Source organism: Candidatus Dependentiae bacterium (assembly GCA_013821315.1).
GTDB lineage: Bacteria > Babelota > Babeliae > Babelales > Babelaceae > JACDHA01.
In genome coordinates this window covers 1-25,974 of record JACDHA010000007.1, presented here as the reverse complement: position 1 = coordinate 25,974, position 25,974 = coordinate 1, and the positions used below count along the sequence as shown (strand labels likewise).

The 25,974-nt window shown below is 34.6% G+C and carries 27 protein-coding genes and 2 tRNA genes; 10 read left to right on the top strand and 19 right to left on the bottom strand.

Annotated features, from left to right (window positions below):
• Positions 1-17 precede the first annotated feature (17 nt).
• The 7 genes from trxB to tsf form a co-directional block, all read right to left on the bottom strand.
• Positions 18-950 carry a thioredoxin-disulfide reductase gene (gene trxB / locus H0X48_02550; GenBank protein MBA3954174.1) on the bottom strand — a complete coding sequence of 311 codons (933 nt, stop codon included), beginning with the start codon at positions 948-950 and terminating at the stop codon, positions 18-20.
• A 9-nt stretch (positions 951-959) separates the two neighbouring features.
• Entirely contained in the window at positions 960-2,270 is a 1,311-nt protein-coding gene (locus H0X48_02545; GenBank protein ID MBA3954173.1) for a hypothetical protein, read from the bottom strand.
• Between the two features lie 13 nt (positions 2,271-2,283).
• Positions 2,284-2,368, bottom strand: a tRNA-Leu gene (locus H0X48_02540).
• 14 nt (positions 2,369-2,382) lie between these two features.
• Positions 2,383-2,458: transfer RNA gene (locus H0X48_02535), tRNA-Lys, on the bottom strand.
• A gap of 83 nt (positions 2,459-2,541) precedes the next feature.
• Entirely contained in the window at positions 2,542-3,129 is a 588-nt protein-coding gene (gene frr / locus H0X48_02530; protein ID MBA3954172.1) for a ribosome recycling factor, read from the bottom strand.
• A 30-nt stretch (positions 3,130-3,159) separates the two neighbouring features.
• Entirely contained in the window at positions 3,160-3,864 is a 705-nt protein-coding gene (locus H0X48_02525) for a UMP kinase (GenBank protein ID MBA3954171.1), read from the bottom strand.
• Positions 3,865-3,869: 5 nt separating this feature from the next.
• Positions 3,870-4,460 (bottom strand): translation elongation factor Ts, encoded by a 591-nt coding sequence (tsf, locus tag H0X48_02520; protein MBA3954170.1) that lies wholly within the window; start codon positions 4,458-4,460, stop codon positions 3,870-3,872.
• A gap of 593 nt (positions 4,461-5,053) precedes the next feature.
• Between tsf and rplU the strand changes: the two genes are divergently transcribed.
• Together rplU and H0X48_02510 are read left to right on the top strand one after the other, a co-directional pair.
• Entirely contained in the window at positions 5,054-5,395 is a 342-nt protein-coding gene (rplU, locus tag H0X48_02515; protein ID MBA3954169.1) for a 50S ribosomal protein L21, read from the top strand.
• Between the two features lie 210 nt (positions 5,396-5,605).
• A complete protein-coding gene (locus H0X48_02510; GenBank protein MBA3954168.1) occupies positions 5,606-6,154 on the top strand; it encodes an ankyrin repeat domain-containing protein in 549 nt (182 codons plus the stop codon).
• A 2-nt stretch (positions 6,155-6,156) separates the two neighbouring features.
• On the opposite strand, the gene H0X48_02505 is transcribed toward H0X48_02510, so the two are convergent.
• The 7 genes from H0X48_02505 to H0X48_02475 form a co-directional block, all read right to left on the bottom strand.
• On the bottom strand, positions 6,157-6,795 hold the full coding sequence (locus H0X48_02505) for a hypothetical protein (protein MBA3954167.1): 639 nt from the start codon (positions 6,793-6,795) through the stop codon (positions 6,157-6,159).
• A gap of 99 nt (positions 6,796-6,894) precedes the next feature.
• Complete coding sequence (locus H0X48_02500) at positions 6,895-7,302, bottom strand: ankyrin repeat domain-containing protein (GenBank protein MBA3954166.1); 408 nt, start codon at positions 7,300-7,302, stop codon at positions 6,895-6,897.
• 302 nt (positions 7,303-7,604) lie between these two features.
• On the bottom strand, positions 7,605-8,246 hold the full coding sequence (locus H0X48_02495; GenBank protein ID MBA3954165.1) for a TrkA family potassium uptake protein: 642 nt from the start codon (positions 8,244-8,246) through the stop codon (positions 7,605-7,607).
• Between the two features lie 23 nt (positions 8,247-8,269).
• Positions 8,270-9,607, bottom strand: coding sequence for a hypothetical protein (locus H0X48_02490; protein ID MBA3954164.1), 1,338 nt, complete (start codon positions 9,605-9,607; stop codon positions 8,270-8,272).
• A gap of 36 nt (positions 9,608-9,643) precedes the next feature.
• Complete coding sequence (locus H0X48_02485; protein ID MBA3954163.1) at positions 9,644-10,210, bottom strand: VTT domain-containing protein; 567 nt, start codon at positions 10,208-10,210, stop codon at positions 9,644-9,646.
• A 22-nt stretch (positions 10,211-10,232) separates the two neighbouring features.
• Positions 10,233-11,537 carry a glycine--tRNA ligase gene (locus H0X48_02480; GenBank protein MBA3954162.1) on the bottom strand — a complete coding sequence of 435 codons (1,305 nt, stop codon included), beginning with the start codon at positions 11,535-11,537 and terminating at the stop codon, positions 10,233-10,235.
• Positions 11,538-11,596: 59 nt separating this feature from the next.
• Complete coding sequence (locus H0X48_02475) at positions 11,597-12,430, bottom strand: ankyrin repeat domain-containing protein (GenBank protein ID MBA3954161.1); 834 nt, start codon at positions 12,428-12,430, stop codon at positions 11,597-11,599.
• A 493-nt stretch (positions 12,431-12,923) separates the two neighbouring features.
• Between H0X48_02475 and H0X48_02470 the strand changes: the two genes are divergently transcribed.
• The 4 genes from H0X48_02470 (at position 12,924) to H0X48_02455 (ending at position 17,856) form a co-directional block, all read left to right on the top strand.
• On the top strand, positions 12,924-13,124 hold the full coding sequence (locus H0X48_02470) for a hypothetical protein (protein ID MBA3954160.1): 201 nt from the start codon (positions 12,924-12,926) through the stop codon (positions 13,122-13,124).
• A gap of 526 nt (positions 13,125-13,650) precedes the next feature.
• Positions 13,651-14,331, top strand: a complete 681-nt coding sequence (locus tag H0X48_02465; protein MBA3954159.1) for a hypothetical protein — start codon at positions 13,651-13,653, stop codon at positions 14,329-14,331.
• 110 nt (positions 14,332-14,441) lie between these two features.
• The gene (locus tag H0X48_02460; GenBank protein MBA3954158.1) at positions 14,442-16,148 is read left to right on the top strand and encodes a trypsin-like peptidase domain-containing protein; all 1,707 of its coding nucleotides are present in this window, start codon (positions 14,442-14,444) and stop codon (positions 16,146-16,148) included.
• Positions 16,149-16,254: 106 nt separating this feature from the next.
• A complete protein-coding gene (locus H0X48_02455) occupies positions 16,255-17,856 on the top strand; it encodes a trypsin-like peptidase domain-containing protein (GenBank protein MBA3954157.1) in 1,602 nt (533 codons plus the stop codon).
• Between the two features lie 55 nt (positions 17,857-17,911).
• Here the strand turns inward: H0X48_02455 and H0X48_02450 are convergent, their stop codons facing one another.
• The gene (locus H0X48_02450; GenBank protein MBA3954156.1) at positions 17,912-18,571 is read right to left on the bottom strand and encodes an FkbM family methyltransferase; all 660 of its coding nucleotides are present in this window, start codon (positions 18,569-18,571) and stop codon (positions 17,912-17,914) included.
• 300 nt (positions 18,572-18,871) lie between these two features.
• On the opposite strand from H0X48_02450, the gene H0X48_02445 reads away from it, so the two are divergent.
• Positions 18,872-19,804, top strand: coding sequence for a hypothetical protein (locus H0X48_02445; GenBank protein ID MBA3954155.1), 933 nt, complete (start codon positions 18,872-18,874; stop codon positions 19,802-19,804).
• Positions 19,805-19,964: 160 nt separating this feature from the next.
• Here the strand turns inward: H0X48_02445 and H0X48_02440 are convergent, their stop codons facing one another.
• Entirely contained in the window at positions 19,965-20,333 is a 369-nt protein-coding gene (locus H0X48_02440) for a type II toxin-antitoxin system HicB family antitoxin (GenBank protein MBA3954154.1), read from the bottom strand.
• Complete coding sequence (locus H0X48_02435) at positions 20,323-20,559, bottom strand: type II toxin-antitoxin system HicA family toxin (protein ID MBA3954153.1); 237 nt, start codon at positions 20,557-20,559, stop codon at positions 20,323-20,325. The genes H0X48_02440 and H0X48_02435 overlap by 11 nt, the downstream gene beginning before the upstream one ends.
• Before the next feature lie 166 nt (positions 20,560-20,725).
• On the opposite strand from H0X48_02435, the gene H0X48_02430 reads away from it, so the two are divergent.
• A complete protein-coding gene (locus tag H0X48_02430; protein MBA3954152.1) occupies positions 20,726-21,337 on the top strand; it encodes a GNAT family N-acetyltransferase in 612 nt (203 codons plus the stop codon).
• Between the two features lie 8 nt (positions 21,338-21,345).
• Here the strand turns inward: H0X48_02430 and H0X48_02425 are convergent, their stop codons facing one another.
• Entirely contained in the window at positions 21,346-21,672 is a 327-nt protein-coding gene (locus H0X48_02425) for a hypothetical protein (GenBank protein ID MBA3954151.1), read from the bottom strand.
• 102 nt (positions 21,673-21,774) lie between these two features.
• Between H0X48_02425 and H0X48_02420 the strand changes: the two genes are divergently transcribed.
• A complete protein-coding gene (locus H0X48_02420) occupies positions 21,775-22,506 on the top strand; it encodes a TlyA family RNA methyltransferase (GenBank protein ID MBA3954150.1) in 732 nt (243 codons plus the stop codon).
• Here H0X48_02420 and H0X48_02415 read toward each other — a convergent pair.
• Positions 22,503-25,229, bottom strand: a complete 2,727-nt coding sequence (locus tag H0X48_02415; GenBank protein MBA3954149.1) for a hypothetical protein — start codon at positions 25,227-25,229, stop codon at positions 22,503-22,505. The genes H0X48_02420 and H0X48_02415 overlap by 4 nt on opposite strands.
• Before the next feature lie 221 nt (positions 25,230-25,450).
• Between H0X48_02415 and H0X48_02410 the strand changes: the two genes are divergently transcribed.
• A partial coding sequence (locus tag H0X48_02410) for a trypsin-like peptidase domain-containing protein (protein MBA3954148.1) occupies positions 25,451-25,974 on the top strand: 524 nt, incomplete at its 3' end.

Below are 25,974 nucleotides of genomic sequence, written 5' to 3'. Positions count from 1 at the left end.
AATTTTTTTCAAAAAAATTAGAGAGATAGCTCTTTTAAGTAGCGTTCTGCGTCAAGTGCAGCAGCGCAACCTGATCCTGCAGAAGTAATAGCTTGCCTATAACGAGCATCTGCTACGTCACCTGCAGCAAACACTCCCGGAACAGATGTGCGAGTATGATCATCAAGTAAAATATACCCATAATCGTTAAGGCTTATTTGGCCTTTAAAAAGATGTGTATTAGGAGAAAGGCCAATGGCTATAAAAACACCATCAGTAGATAAAATGCTTTTTTCACCAGTTTGCTGATTGGTAATATCTACACTTTGCACATTTTTGCCATCGCCATTAATAGCTGTTACCGTGCTTTGATAGACAATCTTAATGCGAGGATCTTTAATTACTCGTTCTTGCATAGGCCATGAGGCAGTTAAATGGGGTAATATATGAACAAGCGTAATATCGTTGGTGAAATTGGTCATAAAAGAAGCATTTTCCATAGCAGTATCGCCGCCTCCGACTATTACTACCTTTCTATCTTTATAGAAGGCTCCATCGCACACCGCACAGCTTGTTACCCCTTTGCCCCAATACGTATCCTCGCCCGGACATTTAAGTCGCTTAGGCGTAGCGCCTGTAGCTATAATAACGCTATGAGCTGTATAGGTCTGTTTGTTTGATATAACCGTAAAGGGTCTATGGTTAAAATCCACGTCTAGAACATCTTGACTGATAAGTTGAGCTCCAAAATGTTTGGCTTGGTCACGCATTTTGATCATAAGATCAGGGCCTAAGATGCTTTTTTCGCCAGGCCAGTTTTCTATGTAGGTGGTCCCCATAAGTTGACCACCTGGACTATCACCTTCAAGAACTATTGGTTGTAACCCAGCACGTCCTGCGTAAATAGCAGCCGTTAATCCTGCTGGTCCTGAGCCAATAATAAGTAATTTGTGCGTAGTGTGTAGGCTCATAATAAGTGACTATTTATTTTTTTTAGTTAAGTAATGAATAACGTGGTTAAGTGTTTTTTCTCGTAAACAGTATTGCTTGATAACTTCTGTAGGAAGCGGAATTTCTTGACCTTTAAGGTTAGTAGACGGCATACCAAAATAAACAAATTCTTTAGTACGAGGTCTTTTAATCAAATTAAGATAGGTTAAGATATCATCATGGCTTACCTGAATGTTTTCTTGATAGGCAATAGTGTCAATAATAAGCGATTCTTTAAGCTGTTTTTCAGCGAGTAGTTTTACTTTTTCTTTGAAATCAGCTTGTGCTTTATATACATGGTAATCAGGATTATCATGTACGGTTGAGAGAACCAGCTGCTTTTGCCGCTCAAGCAATGCTTGAGGTACGGGAATAAAGTAATGCTTAAGTAACAGTTTAAAAGTAGCTTCTACTGTTTCACGTCGTTGTGATAAATCATTACGGTGTGAAAACACTTCTATAAGTTTTTGATGCATATCACGAGCATTTTTAAGGGAAAAATGGCGTTTAAAATGATCAAAAGAAAAATAAGCATGCGCAATAGAATCTTTAATGTGAATACCAAAGGTATAATGCATATTAAGATCATTGCTTAAATACATTTGTAAAAAGCTACTTTTGCTTAAAAATGTATCGCCCACTTTTTTTCCTATAAAAAGCTCATGAAGTTCACGATCAGCTTCTTCTTCATTGATTTTAACCCACAGTTGATCTCTATAGCCACCAAGCAAAGGTTTATCATTTTTATCAACTAAATACAGATCAAAACATACCCAATCACCAATGTGTATGGTAGTATCATCATGACTTTGTTGTTTTGTTGTCTCTTCTTTTATAAAAGATTCAACTTGACGGTCAAGATCTTTATAATGTTTGCGTTCAGGAGCTTTTAAAACGAGTCTTTTCCACCGATCTTCACCATCGGGTACTAACGAGTTAATACCAAAGACAAATTGAGCGGCAGATGCGGGTGTAAGAATAATATCAATAAGCGCAGGCTCTCCGGCAACAACAATTTTGTTTTTAGAAAGCGAATGGCATAAGAAATTCATAACACAATGAGTGAAAAGTAATTCTTTAAGATGCTCTACTATATTAGGGCGGAAAGTATTTTCTATGTAATAAAGAGGCGTGGTGCCTTTAGTGAACCCATATGTTTGAGCTTCTGCTTTTTGCGCCAGTAATGCTTCTTGATACAAAGCGTCAACAGAAGCGCTTGGTATCGTTACTGTAGCTAAGTAACAGTTGGGTTCTTTGATTAAAGTAAAGTTAAAATTATTTTCACCATGAATCATCATCATCTCCTTTTTAAAATGGTGCAAGAGAAGGGACTCGAACCCCCACCCCTTTCGGGACTGGATCCTAAGTCCAGCGCGTCTGCCAATTTCGCCACTCTTGCTAATAGGTTTTTCTTGGTGGGCCACCTTGGACTCGAACCAAGAACCTGCAGATTAAGAGTCTGTTGCTCTACCAATTGAGCTAGTAGCCCATATGTCAATGTTCAGGTGAATAATTTAAAACTCTTTTAAATTATACCATATTTTTCTTAAAAAACAAGAAAATCTTTAGGTATTATAAGAGCTTTATCTCTTCTTCTTTTTTAGCAGCAAGTTTATCACTTATTTCAATAAACTTATCAGTTACTTTTTGCAAACTATCTTGTAAGCGCTTAGCATAATCTTCTGATATTTTTTTTGCTTTTTCTGTTTCTCGTACGATATTTTGAACATCTTTACGTGTTGCTCTTACTGCTATTTTACAGCTTTCAAGCTTTTGATGTAATACTTTAGTTAGATCTTCACGGCGGCTGCTGCTCATACGTGGTAATTGAATACGTATAACGTTGCCATCATTAAGCGGAGTTACCCCTAAATCTGAAGTAGCAAGTGTTTTCTCAATATCAGGCATCAAGTTTTTATCCCAAGGCTGTATAACAAGTAATGCAGCATCAGGTGCAGATATAGAAGCAATATCACGTAGTGGCAGCAAAGAGCCATAGCACTGTACACGTAAATCTTCAACCATAGAGGGATGTGCTCTGCCGGTACGAATTTTAAGAAGTTCTTTTTCAAAGTGCTTTATGTTTTTATCCATATCAGCTTCAAGTTCTTTTTCGAACTGCTTTGGATTAGCACCTTCTGTGATAGTAATATTAATCATGAGTTATTTTTCTTTCGTTAATTCGTTTGTTTAGCTTATGGTACTTCCAAATGTACTCTCGGAGGCTGCTCTGAGTAAAGCATTTTCAGTAAATATATTAAATACACGTAAACTCAGGGAGTGTTTTTGAGCTAATGCAAAAGCTTCTAAATCCATTATGCCTAATCTAAGATCTAAAGCGGTGGTGTAACTTACATGACGAAGAAATTCTGCGTCATGGTGCACTTGAGGGTCTTTGGTATAAATACCATCTACTTTTGTGCCTTTCCACAGCTGATCAGCATTGATTTGTAGTGCTCTCAAGACAGCAGTAGTATCAGTGGTAAAATAAGGATTTCCTGTACCACCGGTAAATATCATACAATGGTTATTTTTTTGAGCTTTGCGTATTTCTTGAGCAGAAATAGAAAGACCAATTTCAGGACAATCAAGAGCAGAAAACAATGAAGTATGAATGCCTAGCTGCTCAAAGATATCTTGCATAATGAGACCATTCATCATTGTTGCAAGCATTCCTACATAATGGCTGACTTGAGGAGTAATAGCTACTTCGTTGCCCTGTTGAGCTCCACGAAAAAAATTACCCCCACCTATGACAAGTGCAAAAGTATAGTCAGCCATAAGCTCTTTTATCTGAGTGCCCAACGAGCGAATGCGATCAGCATTAAGACCTGCATTTGTTTGCTCTATAAGTTCCCCAGTGAGTTTTAGTAGTATAGTCTTTTTATGACTCATAGAGTTTATACGCCTACTTCGTAACGAATAAAGCGTCTAATTTTAACGTTTTCACCCATTTTAGCGATAATTTCTTTTAACATGTCATGAACAGTTAACTTATCATTTTTAATAAATGTTTGGTTAAGCAAACAAACGTCGGTAAAGTATTTTTGTAATTTACCTTCAATGATTTGGTCCATAACTTGTGCGGGTTTGCCAGCAAGTTGTTCTTTATAAATAGCTTTTTCTTTTTCGATAAGCTGTGGATCTACTTGGTCTGAGCTTACGCATACTGGTCTAAATGCTGCAATTTGCATGCACAAATCGTTAGCGAATTTAATCATATCTTCTGTGCGAGCTACAAAGTCAGTCTCGCAGTTTAATTCAACCATTACGCCAATGCGTGATCCTGGGTGAATATAAGCATGTACGAGGCCTTCGGAAGTTACCTTGTCTGAGCGTTTTTCAGCTACAGCAGCACCTTTTTTACGCAGTAGATCTACCGCTTGTTCAATGTCACCGTTAGCTTCTTGAAGAGCTTTCTTGCAGTCCATCATGCCAACGCCTGTACGTTCACGTAATTTTTGGATTAGTTCCATGCTAATAGTTGTCATTTGACACTCCTTGAAATGTGCTATAAAAAAAGTAGTTAGACTATAAGTGTGCCAAAAACAATTGGATTGGGCAATAGCGCTTTTGTATTCAGCTTTTTTATAGTAGTCTAATGTATTATTACCATTATAGTTTTATACTACAAAATAAGTCTAAAGATGCTATTAAAAAATATTTTTATATTCTTAATTTTTATATTCTTATTGGAGTAGGAATGTATAAACTAAAAGGAACAAAAATTAACAGGGTCAATAAAAAGCTGGAATGTATCTCTCGCTGATTAGAAGATTTGGGACTGCAAAATTGGGTATACCAATTATTGAAGAAATACCGCTTGTTTAACGTAATGCTATCCCCTGGGAGATAGTTCTTACATATACGAAAAATACGCTTTTATATATAGGGTGGTAGGGGGTATCATTATGATCTATGCATTTTGAATATCGTCCTGAATTGTTTTAATCGTATGTTTTGAATATACTCAAGAGACTCTGCTATAACTATATTTTGCAAAACAGACTGGACAAAAAATGATTGTATGGTAGACTAAAATTATTCTAAAGATTATTTTGATGACAAACGAAGGTATTTTATAATGTCAGATAACAGAAAACAATTAGCATCATTTGATCGCTATGCTATCTTTCAAACAGGTGGCAAACAATATCAAGCTCTTGAAGGCAGAACTATTGGTATAGAAAAGCTTGATGCTGCAGAAGGCAGCACAGTTTCTTTTAGTGACGTTCTTTTAAGAAAAACTGGTCCTGAATCAGTTGAAATAGGTAAACCTTTTCTTGCAACACCAATAACAGCGGTTATTGTAAAGCATATGAGAGGGCCTAAACTTATTGCGTTTAAATTTAAACGTCGTAAAAAATACAAACGTAAGCAAGGTCATCGCCAGCCAATCACGGTTGTGCGTATTGAAGCTATCTAAGCTTTCTTTGCATTATAACTTAAAAGCATGGCTTTAAAACCATGCTTTTTTTGTTATCTTCTCTTTTAATTTTATCAAGATACTCTTTTTCTTTTGTAAATTGGATTAGACTTGCAATAGATTGAATATATGCTATAATTGAAATAATTATAATTTATATAATTTATATATAATTAAATCTAAATTAAAAAACCAAAAAGGGATAATCTTATGAATCGTATTTTGTATAGTTTAACTTTGTTGTATGCTAGTAGTTTTTGTTTTTATTCAGTGAGCATGGATTCTTCAGCTATATTTAAAAATGAAAAAGATAAACAAGAGTTTCAAGCTCTTGTTAGACAAGCTGATAGAGCTTCAGCAGAGCTTAAAATAGCTTTATCAAATGCTTTAATTAAAGTGGTTAAATTTTCAGAACCTCTTGTCTTAGAGTCTCTTTTACGAAGTGGGGCAGATGTTAATGTTTTTATGGACTCTTTAGGTAATAGGCCTATTCATTATGCTGCAATTACTAATAATAAAGAGATGATGGATATATTACTTAACTATGGTGCTGAAGTAAAGGTTGTTAATGCTATGGGCGATACACCTCTTCATTACGCTGCAGTTAATAATAATGGTGAAGTTATGGAATTATTAAGTGTCAAAGGTGCAGATTGGAATTCGCTTAATCAAATAGGCAAATCTGCGTTTCATATGGGGCAGGAAAAGCATCAAACAGCTTTTTTAACGAATATAAATAGTATAGGCACTAACAAGTAAAGTTATCTGCCACCAAAATAGTCATACCAATGTTTGGTTTTTTGGGGCTCAGTGCTAGGTTGGGGTTTTTCTTGGGTACTTCCACTATATTGTCTAATCAGTTCTATGACTTTTGATAAACTTTGGTCAGAAGTCATAGAGTTTGTGGTGCTTGATTCAGTTGATTGATTTGCCTGATCTTTATTTAAATAAGTACCTACTTTACTCAGAATATCAGACCAGCCTAATGAATTTGTTGAATTTAAACTTGTAGTACGTGGGTTTAATTTTGTTTCAATTAAACCTTCTATTGCTTTAAACTTTTGATTTTGAGTACGTAAATAGCTTTCTTCAGCTAAAAGAGCATAATTTATAAGAACTTCTTTATCAAAATGAGTAGTCTCTAAAAGTTGTTGTACTTTTTCGGTGTTTCCTGATTCTACTGCTTGACGTAAAGAGAGTGCTGCTTGTGATCTGTTATGTCCAGATGCAGCCGTTTGAGAATTGCTTCCAAATAATTCGCCAAGTTTCTCTTGATATTGCGGACCAACGAGTTGCCCTAAGGCTTTTTGTAGATAGCTCTGGGTATTTGTATCTGCTGTTATGGTTAAAGAAGTGAACAGGGAAATAAGTGCTGTGACTAGGAAAATTTGTTTTTGCATGATGCCTCACTTGGTTTAGATAAATTTATTTTTAATTATATTATTAATTATATTTTATTTTTATCAAAAAAATCAAGATTATTTATAATATTAAAATTATTATTTAATGGCGTACCCAACTATTGTCTTTGCAAGATTGCTTAGGCTAACGCCATTTATTTCACTGGTAGCTAAGTGTTTTTCTAAAGCTAAGCGAGCTTTTTTTGTATTAGCTTCGCTTAAAAGTTTTAGAATTTCTTTATAGTTATCAATTGTCTGTTGTAGCTCTTGTCGTGTTTTTTTTGTTAAAGTTGTTGTTTCATCTATTTTTTTAAGTAGAGCTATATGCTTTTTAGCTATATCAAAAGGCATTCGGCCTAAATTGTTTTTTGCTAGTGGATTTGCTTCTCTTTCAAGAAGCAGTTTGATAGCTTGGGGATTTGGTGGATAGACTGCTTGATGCAAAGCAGTCCAATCTTGAGGATTTGCATAGTTTAGATTTGCTCCATGGTCTAGAATTGTTTTCATTATGGGAATTTTTTGACTCAAAATAGCTCTAGTAAGAGCATAGAGACCATGTTTTTTGCGTTAGGATTTGCACCATTAGATAAAGCTCGTGTTACTTGAGCTAGGTTGCCCAAGTGAGCTCCATTAAGAAGTTCATCATCATAATTGAGAGCCCATACGAGAGAGCAAGCAAGTAATACACTTACAAAAAGTAATTTACGAGTTATAGTATTTCTCTATTGTGTATTTTAATTTCATATATGTTGATATATATTATTATATTAAATATATATCAACATATATGAAATTATTTTAATTAGAGTTTAGAGTTTTGAGATACGTGCAATATCTTTATTGTTGCCTGCAATAATTAATATATCAGTATCCATTAGCCTATAACTGTCATCGCTGATAATAACTTCGTTGTTAACGCGTAGTGCTAAGCAGCGTACCGTATAGGTGTTATACAGCTCAAGCTCGCCTAATGTTTGACCTATAAAACGCTCAGGCGTAAGAAGTTCACTTATACAAAAATTAGAGCTTAAACGCATCAATGCTTTAAACGGTAAGCTTAAATTATCAGCTAGTTGGCGGCCTACCTGTTGCTCTGGTAATATTACTTGATCAGCACCTATAAGTTGCAAAATATCACGATGTATGCCACTTATAGAGCGAACAATAACCATACGTGTTTTTAATTTTTGTTTGAGTATAGCAGTAATTAGGATAGATTGGGCAAAGTTTTCACCCATAGCTACAATAACAGTGTCCATTTCATCAGCACCAATGGTGCGTAATCCTTCTTCGTCAATAACACGTAAACAAATGGCTTGTGTTACTTTGTCGCGTATAGAAGCTATTATAGATTCATTGCCGTCAACAGCAAGTACATCCATGCCATTATCTGCAAGTGTGGTTGCTACATTATAACCAAAGCGACCAACGCCAATTACACAAAATTTCATGTCTAGTACCTTTAGTAAAAATATTAGCTTATCATGAGGCGTTCTTCAGGATACTGAAAGTCAACGCGATCAACACGAGTTTTTAAGGCTAATAACAGGGTTAATGATCCTACACGTCCTATAAACATATTAACTATAATAAGAAGTTTTCCCAATGGTGATAAAAATGGTGTTATTTCAGTTGCTAGTCCTAAAGTAGTAAATGATGATACTGTTTCAAAAAACACACCAATAAAACTTGCTTTAGACTCTATTAAGAGCAAACAAAAAGTACTAAAAATTATCCAACAAAAGCTTAATGAAAGTATTGCCATAGCTTTAAATATCTGATCTTGGGGTATACGTCTACCTTTAAGGTCGACCGTGGTGCGGCCAGTCATAACAGCGCGTATAGTAGCTAAAAACAACGTAAAAGTAGTAATTTTTATACCACTACCAGTCGATGCGGGTGATGATCCTATAAAGCTATACATAATAATTAAAAACACCGTTGCTGATTGCATAGTATGTATATCTATAGTAGTAAGTCCGGCACTTCTGTAAGCAATAGCATTAAAAAGCATATTGCTACACGTTAACCACCAAGGAGCATGGTAAAAATGGGAAGGGCCTTCAAGCACAATAAGAAGTAAGGTAGCTATAACTATCACAGCTACGCTCATAATAAGTACAATACGCGTAGTTAACGAAATATGGAATCGTTTATGAGTGAAAAAGCGGCTATACCCATACATAAACAGTTCATACCAAGTTACAAAACCAAAGCCACCGGCAATAATAAGAAATGCGGTAACAGAAAGTAAAGGGATATTAGCTGAATAATTGATCAGGCTATTGCCAAAACTGCTTAGGCCTGCGCTATTAAAAGATGATATACTATGAAAAAAGGCATGAAATACTGCTTCTTGAGTAGGGAACTGATGCTTAATAATTTGATAAATAAGCGCAGCAGCTATGCCTTCACATAAAAAAGTAAAACTAATAACAAATAATAAGACACGCCTTGTGGTGCGCCAACTATCTATTTCAAATAGTTGCCCTACCATAAGTTGCGTTGATAGCCCTAAATTAAAGAAAAGTGACGCTAAAAAAAGGGTTAATGTTAATAACCCTAGACCACCTATTTGAATAAGAGCAAGTATGATACTTTTACCAAATAACGTAAATGAGTTAAACGGTACAGTAAGCACTCCTGCAACACAGGTAGCTGAAGTAGCAGTAAAAAAGCAGTCTAAAGGTGGCACATACGTTTTTTGTGCAATAGGTAATGCTAAAAAAAGAGTACCTACACAAATGGTAAAAAAAATAGATAATAATACCGTTCTTCCGGGAGATGCCAATATATTTCTGCGTAATGCCATACTTGTTATCTTTGCTTTTTATACTTTACTAGTAAATTAATGTAAAAACCACCAGCTGCCAACCAACATGCTTATGCCTAAAGCAACAAAATAATAAAAGTATTTATCAAGATAATACTGTATTTTCTCGCCCCATAGATAAATACCGGTAGCTATAAGGTAAAATCTAATACCGCGGCCAATTAAAGTAAAAGCTATAAAGGGTGCTAAGGGTAACTTGCAAAAGCCTGCAGTAAGGGTTAGTGCTTTAAAAGGAAGGGGGGTAAGTGCTATACCTGTTACTGCCCAAGCTTGATTGTTTTTGTATTGTTCTACTAAACGACCAAACGTATCTGCGCCTATAATTTTGTTTATAAGTGAAGGACCTGCCCACTGCCATAAAGCAACACCCATATAGTACCCAATAAAAGCACCAAAACCAGAAGCTATAGTTGTTACGGTAGCATATATAAATGCTTTCCTTCTATTTTCAAGACAATAAAATGCAAGTACTGTGCTTACGGGTATTATAAAGAAGCCTTCTATAATGGTCACGAGACCTAACATAAAGGTTCCATAAGGTGCATGTACATGCTTTCCTAGCCATTTATACATGCCTTTCATAACAGACTCTTTCGTTAGAGGACTATGCTAGCACTGTTGCTAGGTAAGTTTCAAGTTGATCGATAGCTATACGTTCTTGCTTCATAGTGTCACGATTGCGTACTGTCACGCAGTTATCTTGTTCTGTATCAAAATCATAGGTAAAGCAAACAGGTGTACCAATTTCATCTTGGCGGCGATACCGTTTACCAATAGAGCCAGACACATCAAATTGAACGGAATACCCTAGTTGCTTGAATTTTTTATAAATCTTTTCCATAGGCTCAACCTGCTGTTTAGTAAGCGGCATAAAAGCAGCTTTGTAAGGTGCTATTTTAGGATCTAATTTAAGCACAATGCGTGTTTCGCCGTCAACAGAATCTTCATAGTAAGCATCAAAAAGAAGCGTTAAAAATAAGCGATCAGTACCTACAGAACATTCAACTACATGGGGTATATAAGAAGTTTTAGTAGCTTCATCAAAAACCGCTAAATCTTTACCAGAATGCTTCATATGTTGTGTTAAATCAAAGTTGCCCCGGTATGCTATACCTTCAAGCTCTTTCCAACCAAAAGGAAAATTATATTCAACATCTGATGTCATGCTTGAATAATGGGACAGCTCATCTTTGTCATGAGGTCTTAAGCGTATTTTATCTGGATTTACCCCAATGCTGGTATAAAATGCTCTGCGTTGTTCAGACCAAAAAGAGAAAAACTCTGCTGATTGCTCTTCAGTACAGAACCATTCCATTTCCATTTGCTCAAACTCACGCATGCGAAATAAAAACTGTTTAGGGGTGATTTCGTTACGAAATGCTTTGCCTACTTGTGCTATGCCAAAAGGAATCTTAACACGATTACTTGTCATAACATTTTTAAAATTAATAAAAATAGCTTGAGCTGTTTCTGGGCGCAAATAAGCGATCGATGTGCTATCAACCGCAGCGCCAAGCTGTGTTTTAAACATCAAATTAAATTGACGGACTTCTGTCCAAGAGGTATTGCCACAATGAGGGCATGGTTTAGCTAAATCAACATCATCTGCTCTGTATCTATGCTTACAAATCAGACAATCAACTAATGGATCTTGAAAGTTTTGCACATGGCCAGAAGCTTCCCATACGGCATGTGGTGCCAGTAGCGAGCCTTCAATAAAGACCACTTCAAGCTCCAGCTTTTTTAAGGCGTTAATCCATGCTTGACGTATATTTTGTTTAAGTAATGTACCAACGGGCCCGAAATCATACACGCCATTAAGGCCTCCATAGATTTCAGCAGTTTGGTAAACCAAGCCACGTCGTTTACATAAAGAGACTAATTTTTCTAGTGTTACAACAGATGACATAATAAAGTGCTCCTCAAATAATCTTTAAGTATTATTTTAGCATACTTCAAATCTAGATTTTAAGCAATCTGAGGTCCAGTGCTTTCATAGCGAGCAATAAGCTTAGCTATATCACCCGGTACTGTAGCACCTGACTGTGTGCTGCCAGTCAATGTATAAGTTACGTGTATTTCTCGTAAAAGTAATCGGCCTATTTTTTTATAGATGCTATTACAGGTGTATTTGTAGTAGTGGTATGCTAAGCGATTATAGGCCTGAAGTTGAGAGTGTGTTAGAGTTAGTCTTTTTAAAAGTTTCTCAACGATATCTGTATAACCCAGTACAATGGCTTTTCGTAATGCGCTTTCAGTTGGATTATCTGTTGCTTTGTCTAACATAGTGCTATATTTTGTGATAATTCTTATTACTTGCGTCTGCTGATTTAGCTTAGCTGCCTCAAGAGGTGTATAATTCTCTGTATTGCCAGCAGAAATATCAAGCAGCATTTGACCAATATCTAAACGCTCTGCTTTAAGAGGCATAAAAAGAGATTGCTCAGGTGAACTAAGCGATATGAAACAATGACAAGTTTTTTCTAGATCTGCGCTAGCGGTAAGTAGAAGTTGTATGACTTTTGTATGGCCATTACTTGCTGCGGCAAAAAGTGGTGTTGTACCATCTGAGCTAACTTTGTTTGGATTGGCTCCTTGATTAAGTAATATTTTTACATCTTGTGCATTGCCTACTTTAGAAGCTTCAAGTAATTGCGCATCTCTACGTGCTTGATGTTGCATAGCTTGAGTTTGCATGCATAGTGGTAAATAAGATACCAACCGTTCAAACAAAGAAGTTTGGTTATTCATAGCATACAGAGGTGATGCTAGAAATACTAAAGCAAGAAAAAATATATTCATAACTGGCAGTTACTTTACTACTGATCTACGTAATAATTTTTGTGTGCTTTGCGTTAAGATTTTAATAAAGGTTATTTTATAGGTCGTATATCAGGTCTTTGGCTTTTGCATTTAGAGCAATTACATAGATAATGGGTATTTTCGTCGCCATATATAATATAATGACTCGTAAAGCAGTTTGATGACATAAGCAAAGAAAATGTTAAAAGCAAGAGGTGGGTAAACATATACCATTTCCTAATGGTTAAGAATTTTTATCAAGAAAGTATCAGTTTCTAATAGCACTTTATATAAAAAGGAGACTTTAAAGCAAGGTTTTTCCCCTAAGATCTGTTTACTATAATAGCAAAATTAAGTATGTAAAGCAAACCAATATTATTTTCTTAATACAGAATTTTGCAATTAAATAATTTAAAAAATAATAAATTCAATATTAAATTATTTAATTGCAAAATAAATATGTTTCTGGCCCTAAGCATTTATCTTTCCAGCTATGGTAAAATTGATTCTTGAGTCAATGATTAAAATTAACCCTGATCTACTTACTAGTATGAGCAAAGAATTTATAAATGTAGCACAAAAGCACGATTATACAGACGTAGCGAAATTATTAATTCAATACACTATTACCGCTCATTTTATAGGGCGTACATCAGGTTTGCCGTTTTTACATTTAGAGCAATTACATATATAAGAGGGATTCTCGTCACCATACATACCTTTATGATGAGCAGGAAAGCAATTTGATGATATAAGCAAAGAAAATGTTAAAAGCAGCATGCGGGTAAACATATACTATCTCCTAAAGGTTAAGAATTTTTATTAAAATAATATTAGTTACTAGTAGAATTTTATATGCAAAATAGCCTTAAAATAAGGATAGTTTCTTTTGGAGTCTATTTACTATGATAGCGAAATTAAGCTATAAAGCAAGTGCAACACTAGTGTTTTAATGTAAAAAAGTTTAATACTATTATTAATTTAACACTTAATAGACTTGATATTCAAGATTCCATTAAAAAATTAATATACTTTGAATTAAAAAATAGAGTTTAATCTTGGTATCTTTAAGAAGGATAATTATAATTTTAGAGATTTTAATAAGGGAAAATGTCTTGTAGTAAAGATATTGTTTAGGAAATGGCTCAATATGTGTATAATCATAAGCATTAATAATAAAGGTTAATCTGTTTTATAATTACTCTTTGGAAGGCGCGATTATGTTTTTTGAAATACGGGTACGTGCTTCACTTTTGATTATGCTGATGTCTTTTATTTCTGTGTCTTATAGTATGCATTATATAAGGCGGATAAATTTTACACACATGTCAAATACAAAACAGTTTTATAAATGGAAAATGGCTTATGAGGTTTATGCTAGATTACTTAACAAAGCTGACCTCGATATTCCTTTCAAATCATCAACCTCTGATTATACATCGTTAACTGAGGTGCTTACCAATAAAATAGCAGAGCTTTTAGAACCCTTATTGCAAGCTGGTGCTGACCAAACGGGAGAAATTTTATCAAGAACTATTTTAGATAGCTTGCTACATAATGATACTAAAAACATTGATACACTTAGTTTACTTCTTAAATATGGAGCTGCTGATGCTAATGGAGAATTTAATAAAGCAGCTCCTCTGCTTCAAGCTCTGCGAGATTGTCCCCTTATAGCAGGAAGCGCTAAGGCAAAGTTTATAGTTGAAAAATTTTTGTATTTTGGTGTAAGTCCTTATATTAAAGGTCAAACTAATAAAACGGTGATTGATTATGCAAAAGAGCTTTTTAATTGCAGAAACCACCTTATTGAAGTTTTAATTAGAGGGCAGGCCCCTTTTAATAAAGATACTGCTCAGAAACTTGCTCACTATCTTTATAATTATGAGCAGAAGCCATAGAAGGATGAAAATGCTCTAATTGCAGCTGCTTATTAATTAGTACTAGTGTTTTTTACGTATACCGCTAAGCTTATCTTAAATTGTTAATTAACTTTTATAAGAGGTATAGTATGCGTATTGTATATTCCATTATTGGTGCACTTGTTGCAGGTATTTTAATTGCTGTAGGTATAGTTAACTATAGGGTCTATAGAGAGCTTCAAACAGCTCAAACTAAAAGCCAGACAACGCAAGTAAGTACAGAAAAACCTGTTTTGATACCAGACAATAGCATGATCAGTGATGATGAGCTAAAAATAAGTAAGCGTCAGATGTGGAGTGATCTACAAAGAAAGCTTAAAGATACGGTAGTACAAGTATTTGCGCAAATTGCAGAATTTAACTGGTTGGAGCCTTATAAAACGCCAAATCAATATGAAGCTACTGGTACAGCATTTTTTATCAATGACCAAGGGGAACTTATTACTAATGCCCACGTAGTTGATCAAGCTAAAGTACTTTTTATTCAAATACCATCGTTGGGTAAACGCCGTTTTGAAGTAGAAGTTGTTGGTGTAAGCCCTGAACGTGATTTAGCACTTTTAAAACTCAAAGAACATGATAATCAAGAACTTAAAAAAGATCTTAATCGTACAAGTATACCTTATCTAAAGCTTGGCAACTCAGATACTATTTATAGAGCCGATAAACTTATGGCGCTTGGCTTTCCGTTAGGCCAACAAGGCCTTAAGAGTACTACTGGTGTGGTAAGTGGTCGTGAGCATATTGAAGGGCAACATTTTATTCAAATTAGCGCTGCGCTTAACAAAGGTAACTCCGGAGGCCCTTCGCTTAACAGTATTGGTGAAGTTATTGGAGTTAACTCTGCTATAATTCAAAACGCTCAAAACGTTGGCTATATTATACCTATAAATGAAGTGCGTTTATTTTTAGATCAAGTGCGTTCAATGCCTGCAACTACGAGCGTAAAACTACTCCGTAAGCCCTATTTAGGATTATTGTATAAAAATGGTAGTGAGATGTTAACCAAGTTTTTAGGTAACCCTCTGCCTGGCGGCTTGTATATTGTTGAAGTATATAAATCAAGTCCGCTTGCTAAAGCTGGTATCCAGGGTGGCGACATGATCTATAAAATAAACGGTAATACTGTTGATATTTATGGTGAAATGAATGTGCCGTGGAGCGCTGAAGACAAAGTATCAATAGTTGATTATATATCGCGGCTTAAAGTAGGCCAAGATATTACGCTTGATTATTATCGTAAAGGAGTAGCAAAATCTACTACCTTCAAGTTTAGTCAATCAGAAGTTCCACCAGTGCATATAATGTATCCTGGTTACGAAAAAGTTGATTACGAAGTTATCGGTGGTCTTGTTGTTATGCCTTTAACTATTAATCATATTGTACTAATTGGTAAATATGTACCTGATTTGCTTGAGTATAGCGATATCCGTAAAAATCGTGAGCCAAGGCTTATTGTAACACATATATTGCTTAATTCTCCTGCATCACGTTCTCGCACTATTGGTGCTGGAGCAGTTATTGCCCAAGTTAATGGTCAAAAGGTAACTACGCTTGATGAGCTGCGTAAAGTAGTGCCGCAAAGCTTAAAAACAGGGTATTTAACACTTAGAACAGTTGAAAGTGTACTTGTGGTAATGCCTTTTGATGAAGTTATGCGTGACGAGAGACAGCTGTCAGCTACTTATTTTTATCCATTATCATCACTGTATAAAAATCTTGCTCAAGTGTACCAAAGCGATAAAGCTGTAGGCCAAGCACCTAAAGCACCGATTGAAGTTCAACAAACCAAATAGTTTTTAAATATAATAGCTCTTTTCTTGTAAGCCGGCCTTGTGCCGGCTTATACTACTTATAAAGAGTAAATGTGTGGTTTGTTTTATTTGCTTTTAAGGGGAGTATATGAGCATATATTATAAAATTGGTAGTATAAGTATCGCTTTAGCATGTAGTATGTTTAAAGCTTATTCGTTTGAACTGGAATATCCTCGCTCTATAACGCGCTCAAGCGGCCTTGCTCAGCAATCATATGTTGAATGGCATACACTAGAAAAAAGGGTACAAAATACAGTAGTACAAGTCTGGTCTCAGGGAACAACGTTTAATTGGTTAGAGCCGTATAAAGCTCCTGAGCAACATCAAGGCGCTGGAACAGCCTTTTTTATTAATGCTGAAGGGTATTTACTTACTAACTTTCATGTTATTGAAGGTGCTAAATCAGTCTTTATTCATGTGCCGATTTTAGGGCAACGTTTGCTGGATGTTACTATTGTAGGTGTATGTCCTGAAACTGATGTTGCCTTGCTTAAGCTTTCTGATGAAAGTTCTAGTCTTGTTAAAGCAGCTCTTGGAGAAGAAATACCGTATTTGCAGTTAGGAGATTCAGATATTTTATATCCTACTGAACCCGTTCTTGCGCTAGGTTATCCTCTTGGACAACGATATTTAAAAGCAACTGATGGACGTATTGCAGGACGTGAATATAGCAATGGCAAATCATATATGCATATCACTGCACCTATAAACCCAGGTAATTCTGGTGGGCCACTTTTAAACAACCAGGGTTTAGTTATAGGTATTAATAGCGCTGGTATTCCTCAAGCTCAAAATGTCGGTTATATAGTGCCTATTAATGATGTAAAAATTATTTTAAAAGACTTTGAAACCAAACAGTTAGTACGTAAGCCTGACTTAGGTATTTATGTTAATCATGCTACAGATGAACATGCTCACTCGTTAGGTAACCCTGTGCCGGGTGGTGTCTATATACATTACCTACAGGCTAATTCTATTGCTGCTCAAGCAGGAGTTAAGGCAGGAGATATGTGGTATGGTATTGAAAGTAATGGCATAGCATATGTAATAGATGAGTATGGTGATGTTAAAGTAGGATGGCGCACGTCAGATAAAGTAACTATTGATGAACTGTTGATGCGCTTTCCTGCAGGAACACCACTTAAGCTTATTGTATACCGTAAAGGTCAAAAACTAGAGCTTGATTGTCTATTTAATGAACCACCTGTCTATCCTATACGCTTTATTTACCCTGATTATGAATCAGAAGAAATAGATTATGAAATGTTTGGTGGTATGTGCGTTATGCAGTTACGTGTAAATCATCTCGTAAAAGATAGAAGAGGGAATAATCTTTTACCACAAACATCCCTTTTACGGTTATTTACACGACTTGATCATCAAGCTAAAAAAGCTTTAGTTATAACACGTATTTTACCAGGTTCTCAAACTCATAAAGTAGGATGTTTTTATGCAGGAGCTTTACTTGATACGGTTAACGGGCAAAAGGTAACAACTTTACAAGAACTACGTGAAGCGTTATTTCGTAGTGTTCAAACAAAAGAAATAGCCATTACAACAAAAGATACTAATGCAACAGTGCTTTCGCTAGCAAAAGTACTTAAGGAAGAGCCTCTTCTTGCAAGAGATTTTATGTTTCCTTTGACCGATACTATTAAAAATATATGGCAGCTTACGTTGTCTAACTAAAACAGCGTTTATTCTAGCCCAAAGTAACATTTACTTTGGGCTTGTTGTGTATACATTAATTGTGCACAAAAAGTACATTAATCTTGTTATGCTTGGGCATGTCTTTTTGTAGCGCTTTAAAGTTAAACCTAGCAAGAAAATCTTGTAATTGATTAAAAGAAGGATTGCCTTCGTACCGCTCAACTAAGTTTACCTCTATAAAGAGAGCTTTTACTGTTGGCAGTAGCGTTTGAGCTCCTTCAAGCGCTTTAAGCTCGTTACCTTGCATATCAAGCCACATAAAATCAACGTGAGTTATGTTTTTTTCTTGAGCCCAGGCATCAAGCGTTACTGTTTGTGCTAGGGTAGTTTGCTCAAAGCTTACAGTGGGTTGTAGCGTTAAGCATTCTTTAGGTTTAAGTAAAGAACTACAAGCATTTGAAGTGCCTCCGCTAATATACAAAAGAGCAGCTTCTTGTTTATTGCTTAATGCTATATTAAAGCATTGGATATTTACATACTCTTGGGTAGTTGCTGTTAAAAGGGTATACAGTTCAGGTACTGGTTCAAAAGCATAAATAGTACTTTCAGGCCATAACTTAGCCATTTTTACTGTATCTCTACCTCTATGAGCTCCTGCTTCTATAATAACTGGATTAATCGGTAAAAACTGGGCAATAAACTGTTTGGTAATGGGCCCTTGAGGCAAAGAGTCTAGGGAATTATCTGTATGCATAAAGTGCTCTTTTTTATAAATAGACTGACTGTGTTTTGCTTGTAAGTATACACTATTTTGCTCTTTCTCGCTATTTTATTTATTTAACTGTTGTAATTTATTATTTGCATATGCAATAATATAAATATATATCTGAATTTTATAAAAGAGTCTTTCTTTTCTAATACTACTCAAAGGGCCTAAACGGGCCCTTTTTTTATTAACAACTGCCTAAAATAAATATTATTGCAATTTGAAAATATTTAATGGTAGTATTATAACAAAGAGATAGTTTTACTTTCAAAAATAAGGATAAGTGTTATGAATATAAAATATTACGTAAGTATTATAGTAGTACATGTGGCAATGGTTAATGCTCTTGATGAAAACCTCAAACAAAAAATAGTACAAAGTAATTCAGAGCAGTTAAGCAGTATGTCAAATTCTTTTAAAAGAGCTGCTTTTGGAGATAGCGCTTCTATTGAGCTTGAGCCACAGGGCTATACAAACTTTAAGGCATTTCAGGATGCATCGTTTACGCTTGTTGAATCTGACGTTGCTTTAGGAAAAGCACCTCGAGTATATATACAGTATATAACTGATCTTAAGCGCATGCGTGACTTAATTGCTGATAATACAGCTAAAAAGTTAACCACTACCTATGGTAATAAAAGCAAAAACACTATAAATTTATTACTGCTTAAATCTAAAATTCAAAACGAAAGAGCTTTATCTGATAAAATAGCAAATGTTGCTTTAGCAACTATATTCAATAAAAGCGGGCTGCCGGATTCTTGGAAACAACGTGTGGCTAAAGATATAAAGCAAATATTTCCTCAATGGGATAAGTTTTTTGCAAGTTGGCAACAATTTAAAAAACTTACTAAGGGGGCTCTTACTGATAAAGAATTTGATTATTTCCTCAAACTGCAGTCTATCCAAAATGAGCGTGATGCTTTTACATTAGTTGATAGACTAGAAAAAATAAAATACCGGTTAGAAGAACAAAATAGATCTAGTATATTCAATAGAGGTAACGCTGATCGCAACAAGGTTATCCAAGATATTAATGAAATAAAGCTTCGTACTTTAAAATCCTATCCTCCTCATGGGCTCATTTCTTCACTTGAGATTGCGCAGTATAATGCAACTAAAGATACTTCCTCAGTAACTATGTACTTGGCAGCTGGCCTTATGAATGGAGCGCTCACTTTAATACTTAGTGATATAAACAAATTGCTTGCTACTAGTTAGATCTTTAGGTTATTAGAAGAAGCTTATACTAGTATAAGCTTCTTCTAACTAAACAGAGAATCTGCTGTATTTGAAAAGTATCTTAAAGATGTTAATGGCAAAGGTAAAGCTGATATCTCTATGGCATAGTTTCAGGCATTTTAGAATTGGCTGGGCTTTATCATTTGCTCATCGCTTTATCTATGAACTCATCTATAATTTTGCTTAGTGATTGATCACGTTTTTTTGCCTCACGAGCAAGTAAATAATGGCGCCGTGAAGAAGTTCTATATGCTATATTACCTTTAAATTGTTCTTCATCAATAGGTTCTGGGATTTCTTCGTTATGTTTCATATATAATTTGATAGTACTTTCAATAGCATCTTTAATATGGTGAATTGCTTGTTCAATTGTTATACCATCAGTACGGACACCTTCAAGCTCGTTAACGCTTACTATATATATTTTATTTTTGTTTTCATCTATGTCTGTTTCAATAGTATAAGTCCAAGGGAGATTAAGGTAATAACTTAAATTTTTATTTTTCATAATTATGATCCAATAGTACCTGTTTAAGATCTTTTATTTGATACGCTAACAATTGAGGTCTTCTTTTCAGGGAAACTGTTTTGCTATAGTTGCGTTTTCTAAAGATATGATGCGAGCCTGTCACATCTAAATCAAAATTAAGATAAAGTAGTATGCGCTCTGCATCGTCATAAGAAATTGAGCTACCATTAAAAATTTTGCTAATTAATTTCTCTATTTTACTCACTATAGTTCTCTTTTGTAGTGTTTATATCATTAATGATATCAAAATGCATGCTTTTATGCAACAATTGCTTTTGCGCGTATTTGATAATTATTTTATAATTGATATAATAATTAAATATAAGCTAAAATAATTTATCCCATTTTAAAGTTACCTAGCTAGGAGCCTAATGAACAGTTCTTATATACAATTTTTTTTAATTTCTCTCATATTTATCTGTTTTTCAAGTTATGCTATGAATCCTACAGAAAAATCAAAAATTAATTATGTTATTAGACCTGGTAACGCCCAAGATAGGGATAACTTAAAGTTACTTTACCGACAAGTTGCAGCAATACCGGGTGGATTAGCCCGTACTGCTGATGAAATTACTGATGATTATATTGATAAAATACTTGCAAATGCTCTTACTAAAGGGCTTATTTTTGTTGCAGAGTATAATGGTCAGCTTATTGGCTCTCTTTTAAAATACAAGCTCGAGCCAAAAGTATTTGCTCATGTATTAAGTGAAGGTAGCATTTTAGTGCATCCTGACTTTCAAGGTAGTGGTATTGGAACTAACTTATTTTTGGCTCTGTTTAAGGAACTAGAAGAGCATCGTCCTGATATTTATCGAGTTGAGATTGTTGCTCGTGAATCTAATCCAGCTATCAAGCTTTATGAAAGACTAGGTTTTAAAAAAGAAGGTCGCTTTGAAGGACGTATTAAAAATAGTAATGGGTCCTTTGAAGCTGATATTCCCATGGCATGGTTTAATAAAAGTTTTAAACCTAATGCATGAGCCAGTTTTTAATATCTTTTTGAAGCAAGATTGTCGATGCTGCTTTTAATTAACCAGATTCCTACGCAAGCTGAGATAAACAGTAAAGGTACTATAACTGTCCTAGTTTTAGATCTAATTTTATTGCTTTTACGAAGTTTACTTATCTCTTTAGTAAGCATTATTATTTGATCGTTAGTTGGTTGACCTGAAGTGCGAGCATGAATCATATTGTCTGCTGTACCAGTGGGTTCAATAACTACTTCCCGAAGTTCAGTTAAAGTTTGAGAGGCAGTATGCATAGCGTAACAGTTTGTTAAGCTAGAAAAAATAAAAATAAGCAAAAAAATATACATAAAAGTCCTGTATTAAAGGTCTAAAATAAGATAAAACAACTATAAGTATTATGATTAAGTAGAGTTGTAACATAAAGATTACTAAGGAATTATTAGAAGCACATGAAAATTAAAAAGCGACTCGATGTTTATATTCAAGAGCTGTATCCCCACTACAGCCGTACGCAAATTCAAAGCTGGATTATGCAAAATAAAGCCTTAGTTAATGGACAGGTTATTGCCAAGCCTGGTACTCAAGTAACCGATACTGATGAAGTGGTATTTACTCTCGATTTACCTAAGTACGTATGCCGTGCTGGTTGGAAATTAGAAAAAGCTCTCGATTATTTTGAAGTTGATCCCAAAGATTTAGTAATTCTTGATGCAGGACTTTCAACTGGTGGCTTTACTGATTGTCTGTTGCAACGAGGAGCCCAAAAAGTATACGGTATCGATGTGGGCTACGGTCAAGTACATGAGAAAATTCGTCAAGATCCGCGTGTTATAGTTAAAGAACGTACTAATTTACGTTATTTAGAAGATGTCGGTGAAAGGGTTGACCTCATTACCCTTGATTTATCATTTATATCTATCAGTAAGGTAATGAATGCAGTATGCACTTTACTTAAACCTGCTGGTAAACTTATTACTCTTATTAAACCCCAGTTTGAAGCTGAACGGCACGAAATTGGCAAAGGAGGGATAATTAAAGACCCAGAAGTGCATAAAAGAGTTGTTGAGCAAACTATTAAATCAATAGAAAGTTTTGGATTTGATTGCCAAGGTGTTACTGAGTCACCCATTGAAGGTGCTACAGGTAACAAAGAATTTTTAGGTTATTTTGTAAAAATTTAGTTACTTTTAGTGTAATTGTTTAGGGCACTAAGTATATACGATGGTAATTCTGCCGTATGCTTGTGTAAGAATTCAACTAAAGCGGCACGTAGTGGGGCGCTAATGTATGATTTTGCTGTGTACTCTTTAAAGCAACGGTGGTAGCAAAGAGTTAGTTGTTTATTAAAACCATACTGGAAAAAGCCTATTTTACATGAGCCATCGGAAAAAGTTAAAGCACCAGGTACAGACACTTGTATGGTGCTATTGTCATCAACATATTCAAGTATACCATGTGATACAAGATAACGATCTACGTTAAAACTAAAAAGATGGTGCACATTAGTATTAGGTGCAATAGATTCTTTGATAGCAAGTTTATTAAAATACATTTGATAGATACCATAGTTGTTTTTTGAGATAGTTAGTTTTGGCTGATATTGAGAATCATTCCATAAAGAATAAAGGGTAGTAAGCAAAGTTATCCTTGGATGATATTCTAAAGAAGTATTAAGTTTTTTTATAAGATAAGGATCTTGAGCAAGTGTAGTACGTAGATTAAAAATATCTATACGATAAAAAATGGGGCCGAAGGTGTCTCTTAAGCTTACTAGGGGTTTTTTCTCTCTGCTTTTTTTATTGATATCACGCAACACTTTGGTTGCTGAATTATCTAAAATGCTTAACTGAGTGGTGTCAACTAGCTTTTGAAAAAGCTGTTCTTCTTCAATAGGAGCTTGTTCATCAAATGTATCTTCTGCTTCTTCTTTTCCGAGTTGTTTTTTAGGTTCTCTTGTTTCTTGAGTGTTGTTGATAAGTGTGACAGTATCAAGGACAGAGGGTGTATAGCCTAAAAGATCTGTAATAGTAGTGAGATATGTTTGAATATAATATAAATAATGTATATCTACAGATTTACCTGTAGTGTTTAGATAACTTTTTTGAAGTTGTTTTATATTTTCACGTAAGCTATCAGCAAGTTTATAAGAGCTTTGATCTATTTTATCATATTCTACGGTTTGGGCATGATAAAGTGCATGGGCAAGGTTGTTTTTTTTGCTTTCTGCAATTGCTGCTATAGTATGCCTAAGACTTTTTGTGTTTATAGCTAATAAAGTAATAATCTGATTACCTATTAGAGCTTGTGATGTAGAAGTATGCACCAATAAAAGCGCTTTTTTTAGCGTTGTATGTGCGCGTAATGAAATGCATTCAAGGAATATATTTTTAGTATTAACCAGAAGCGGATTTAATAAAATAGCATGATAAAACACTATTCTATAGAGAGCTTCAAGATATTCTTTATCGGTAATTGATTCGAGTAGCTCTTGTAGTTGTCCGTAGATACGCGCATTTTGATGCGCAGCTTCTTTTTCTTTTACACAATTGATTGAGCAGGCTTGTACTAGGGTTTGACCGTCTTGAACCGGATATTTTTGTTCACTTATTCTTTCCTTACACGTGCAACATACAAGCATGTCCTCTACAGCCTTATTTTCTTTTGGGTTGCACATGTCTTGAGTATTGTTGGTAAGCAAGGCTACTTGACATTTCTCAAAGCAACTTTTTAATAAGCGTTCGTCTAAAAGGCACACATGTGGTCCGTAAAAGAGTATTTGATCTAATGTTGATAGTGTTAAATCTGAATCGCGTTTGTGCTGTGTAGTCAGCGAATAAACTTTGGTATATCCTAGTTGAAGTATATCTTTAGTGCAAGTATCATACTGGTCTTCGCTAATAAAATCAATGACAAAAGTATGCCTTTCTAAGGTGAGTAAAAACTCAGTCATTACTTGTGCTTCATCTAATACGGTGCCTAAAGGATTAAGTATACGTCCAAATTGTTTTAAAGTGGTTAATGATTGCGTATGTTCAAATATCTCAAGAAAAGTATCCATAGAACTTAAGTGAGTACTATCTTTAAAACAAAAAAGAAGTTTCTTTAACTCTTGGTAATTCTTTTTGATTGTGCTTCTATAATACCTATAATAATTAGCTTGATTAAGATAAAGTTTTTTATTCTTTTTTAAAGAATCAAGAACTGTTTGGATATAGTCACCATAACTATCTAAAGAGGGTAATGGGGCTGAAAGGAGCTCTTTTATTGCTTTCTTAAAAGCAAATTTAAATTTTTTAAATTTTTCTATAAAAAATTTACTTTGTGCTGCGGGATTTTTTTCCCAAAATTCATCAGCTGTATCTAAGGAAAGGTTGTAACTTTTAAGTAAACGGCTCATCACTTCTTCAAAAGCATTCCACCAGCTACCTGCGTTAAGTACATATGAGTTGGTAATATCTGATAATAGCCAATTAATATTTTTATACTTTTTACTTAAAGTACTCAGAGAGCTACTCAGCCCTTTATACATAGTGTTATTACTACTGCTGTTTTTATTGATTAAAGTTTTAAAAAAGGTAGCCTCAATTTCTAAATATAAAAATGCTATACCATCTTTATTTGTAAGAGAGTTAAGAAATCCTTCAAGTAAAAACCTATCCGAAGCATCATAATAACCATAAGGAAGGTGTTCTCTGTTAGTAGGGTATTTTCTAAGTTGTCCATAATCGTTTAGTACAGATGCTTCTTCGGGTCTTTTATTAAAAGCAAATGTTCTATCGCCAATAAGTAATATATACTTACCATCTTTTTTAAAGAAGCCTATCGACGCAATGGTAGCTTTGCTACTAAAATGCATGCTTAGTACAAGTACTACCCCTACAAGTGAAAGAAACAGTTTTTTCATAATATAATAAAGTTAAATTTTTTTGCAGTTTTTTGAGAATTAATTTTAGTATACCTCTGTTTATTCCTGAAAAACAATAAAAAAACCATAACAGACGCCTCGGATTTAAAATACCATATAAGAATTATAGTATATATTTAATTGAACAAAATTATTTATCTGATATACTTACATAATAAGTTTACTAATAAATTACGTTTTTATTAATTAAAGGGACACGCGTGAAAACAAGATTTTTTTTATCTAGCCTGGTAGTAGTTACCTGTGCTGCCAGTGTATTAAAAGCCAAAGATACAAACCAATTAGTGGGAAAAGCTACTCAAGCAGCAACGGAAATGGTTGGTGAACTTACAGCAACATCTCATGAATGGGAAAAAGCTGAACAACGAGCTAAAAATAGTGTTGTGCAAGTTTTGGCAAAACAAGTAAGTTTTGATTGGACAAAGCCTTTCAGATCCCCTAATCAACATGAAGGTTGTGGTAGTGGCTTTTTTATAAATGCTGAAGGGTACTTGCTTACCAATTTTCATGTGGTTGAAGGTGCATTTGCAGTACAAGTATGTATACCTGCTTTAGGCCGTATAGCTATCGATGCAACTGTTGAAAGTGCATGTCCTAAATCTGATATAGCTTTGCTGAAAGTTACCCCTGAAGGCAAAAAAGTTATTTTGCAAGAATTAGGTAAAGTCCCTTATTTAGAGCTAGGTGATTCAGAAGAATTAAAACTTGTTGAACCAGTGCTTGC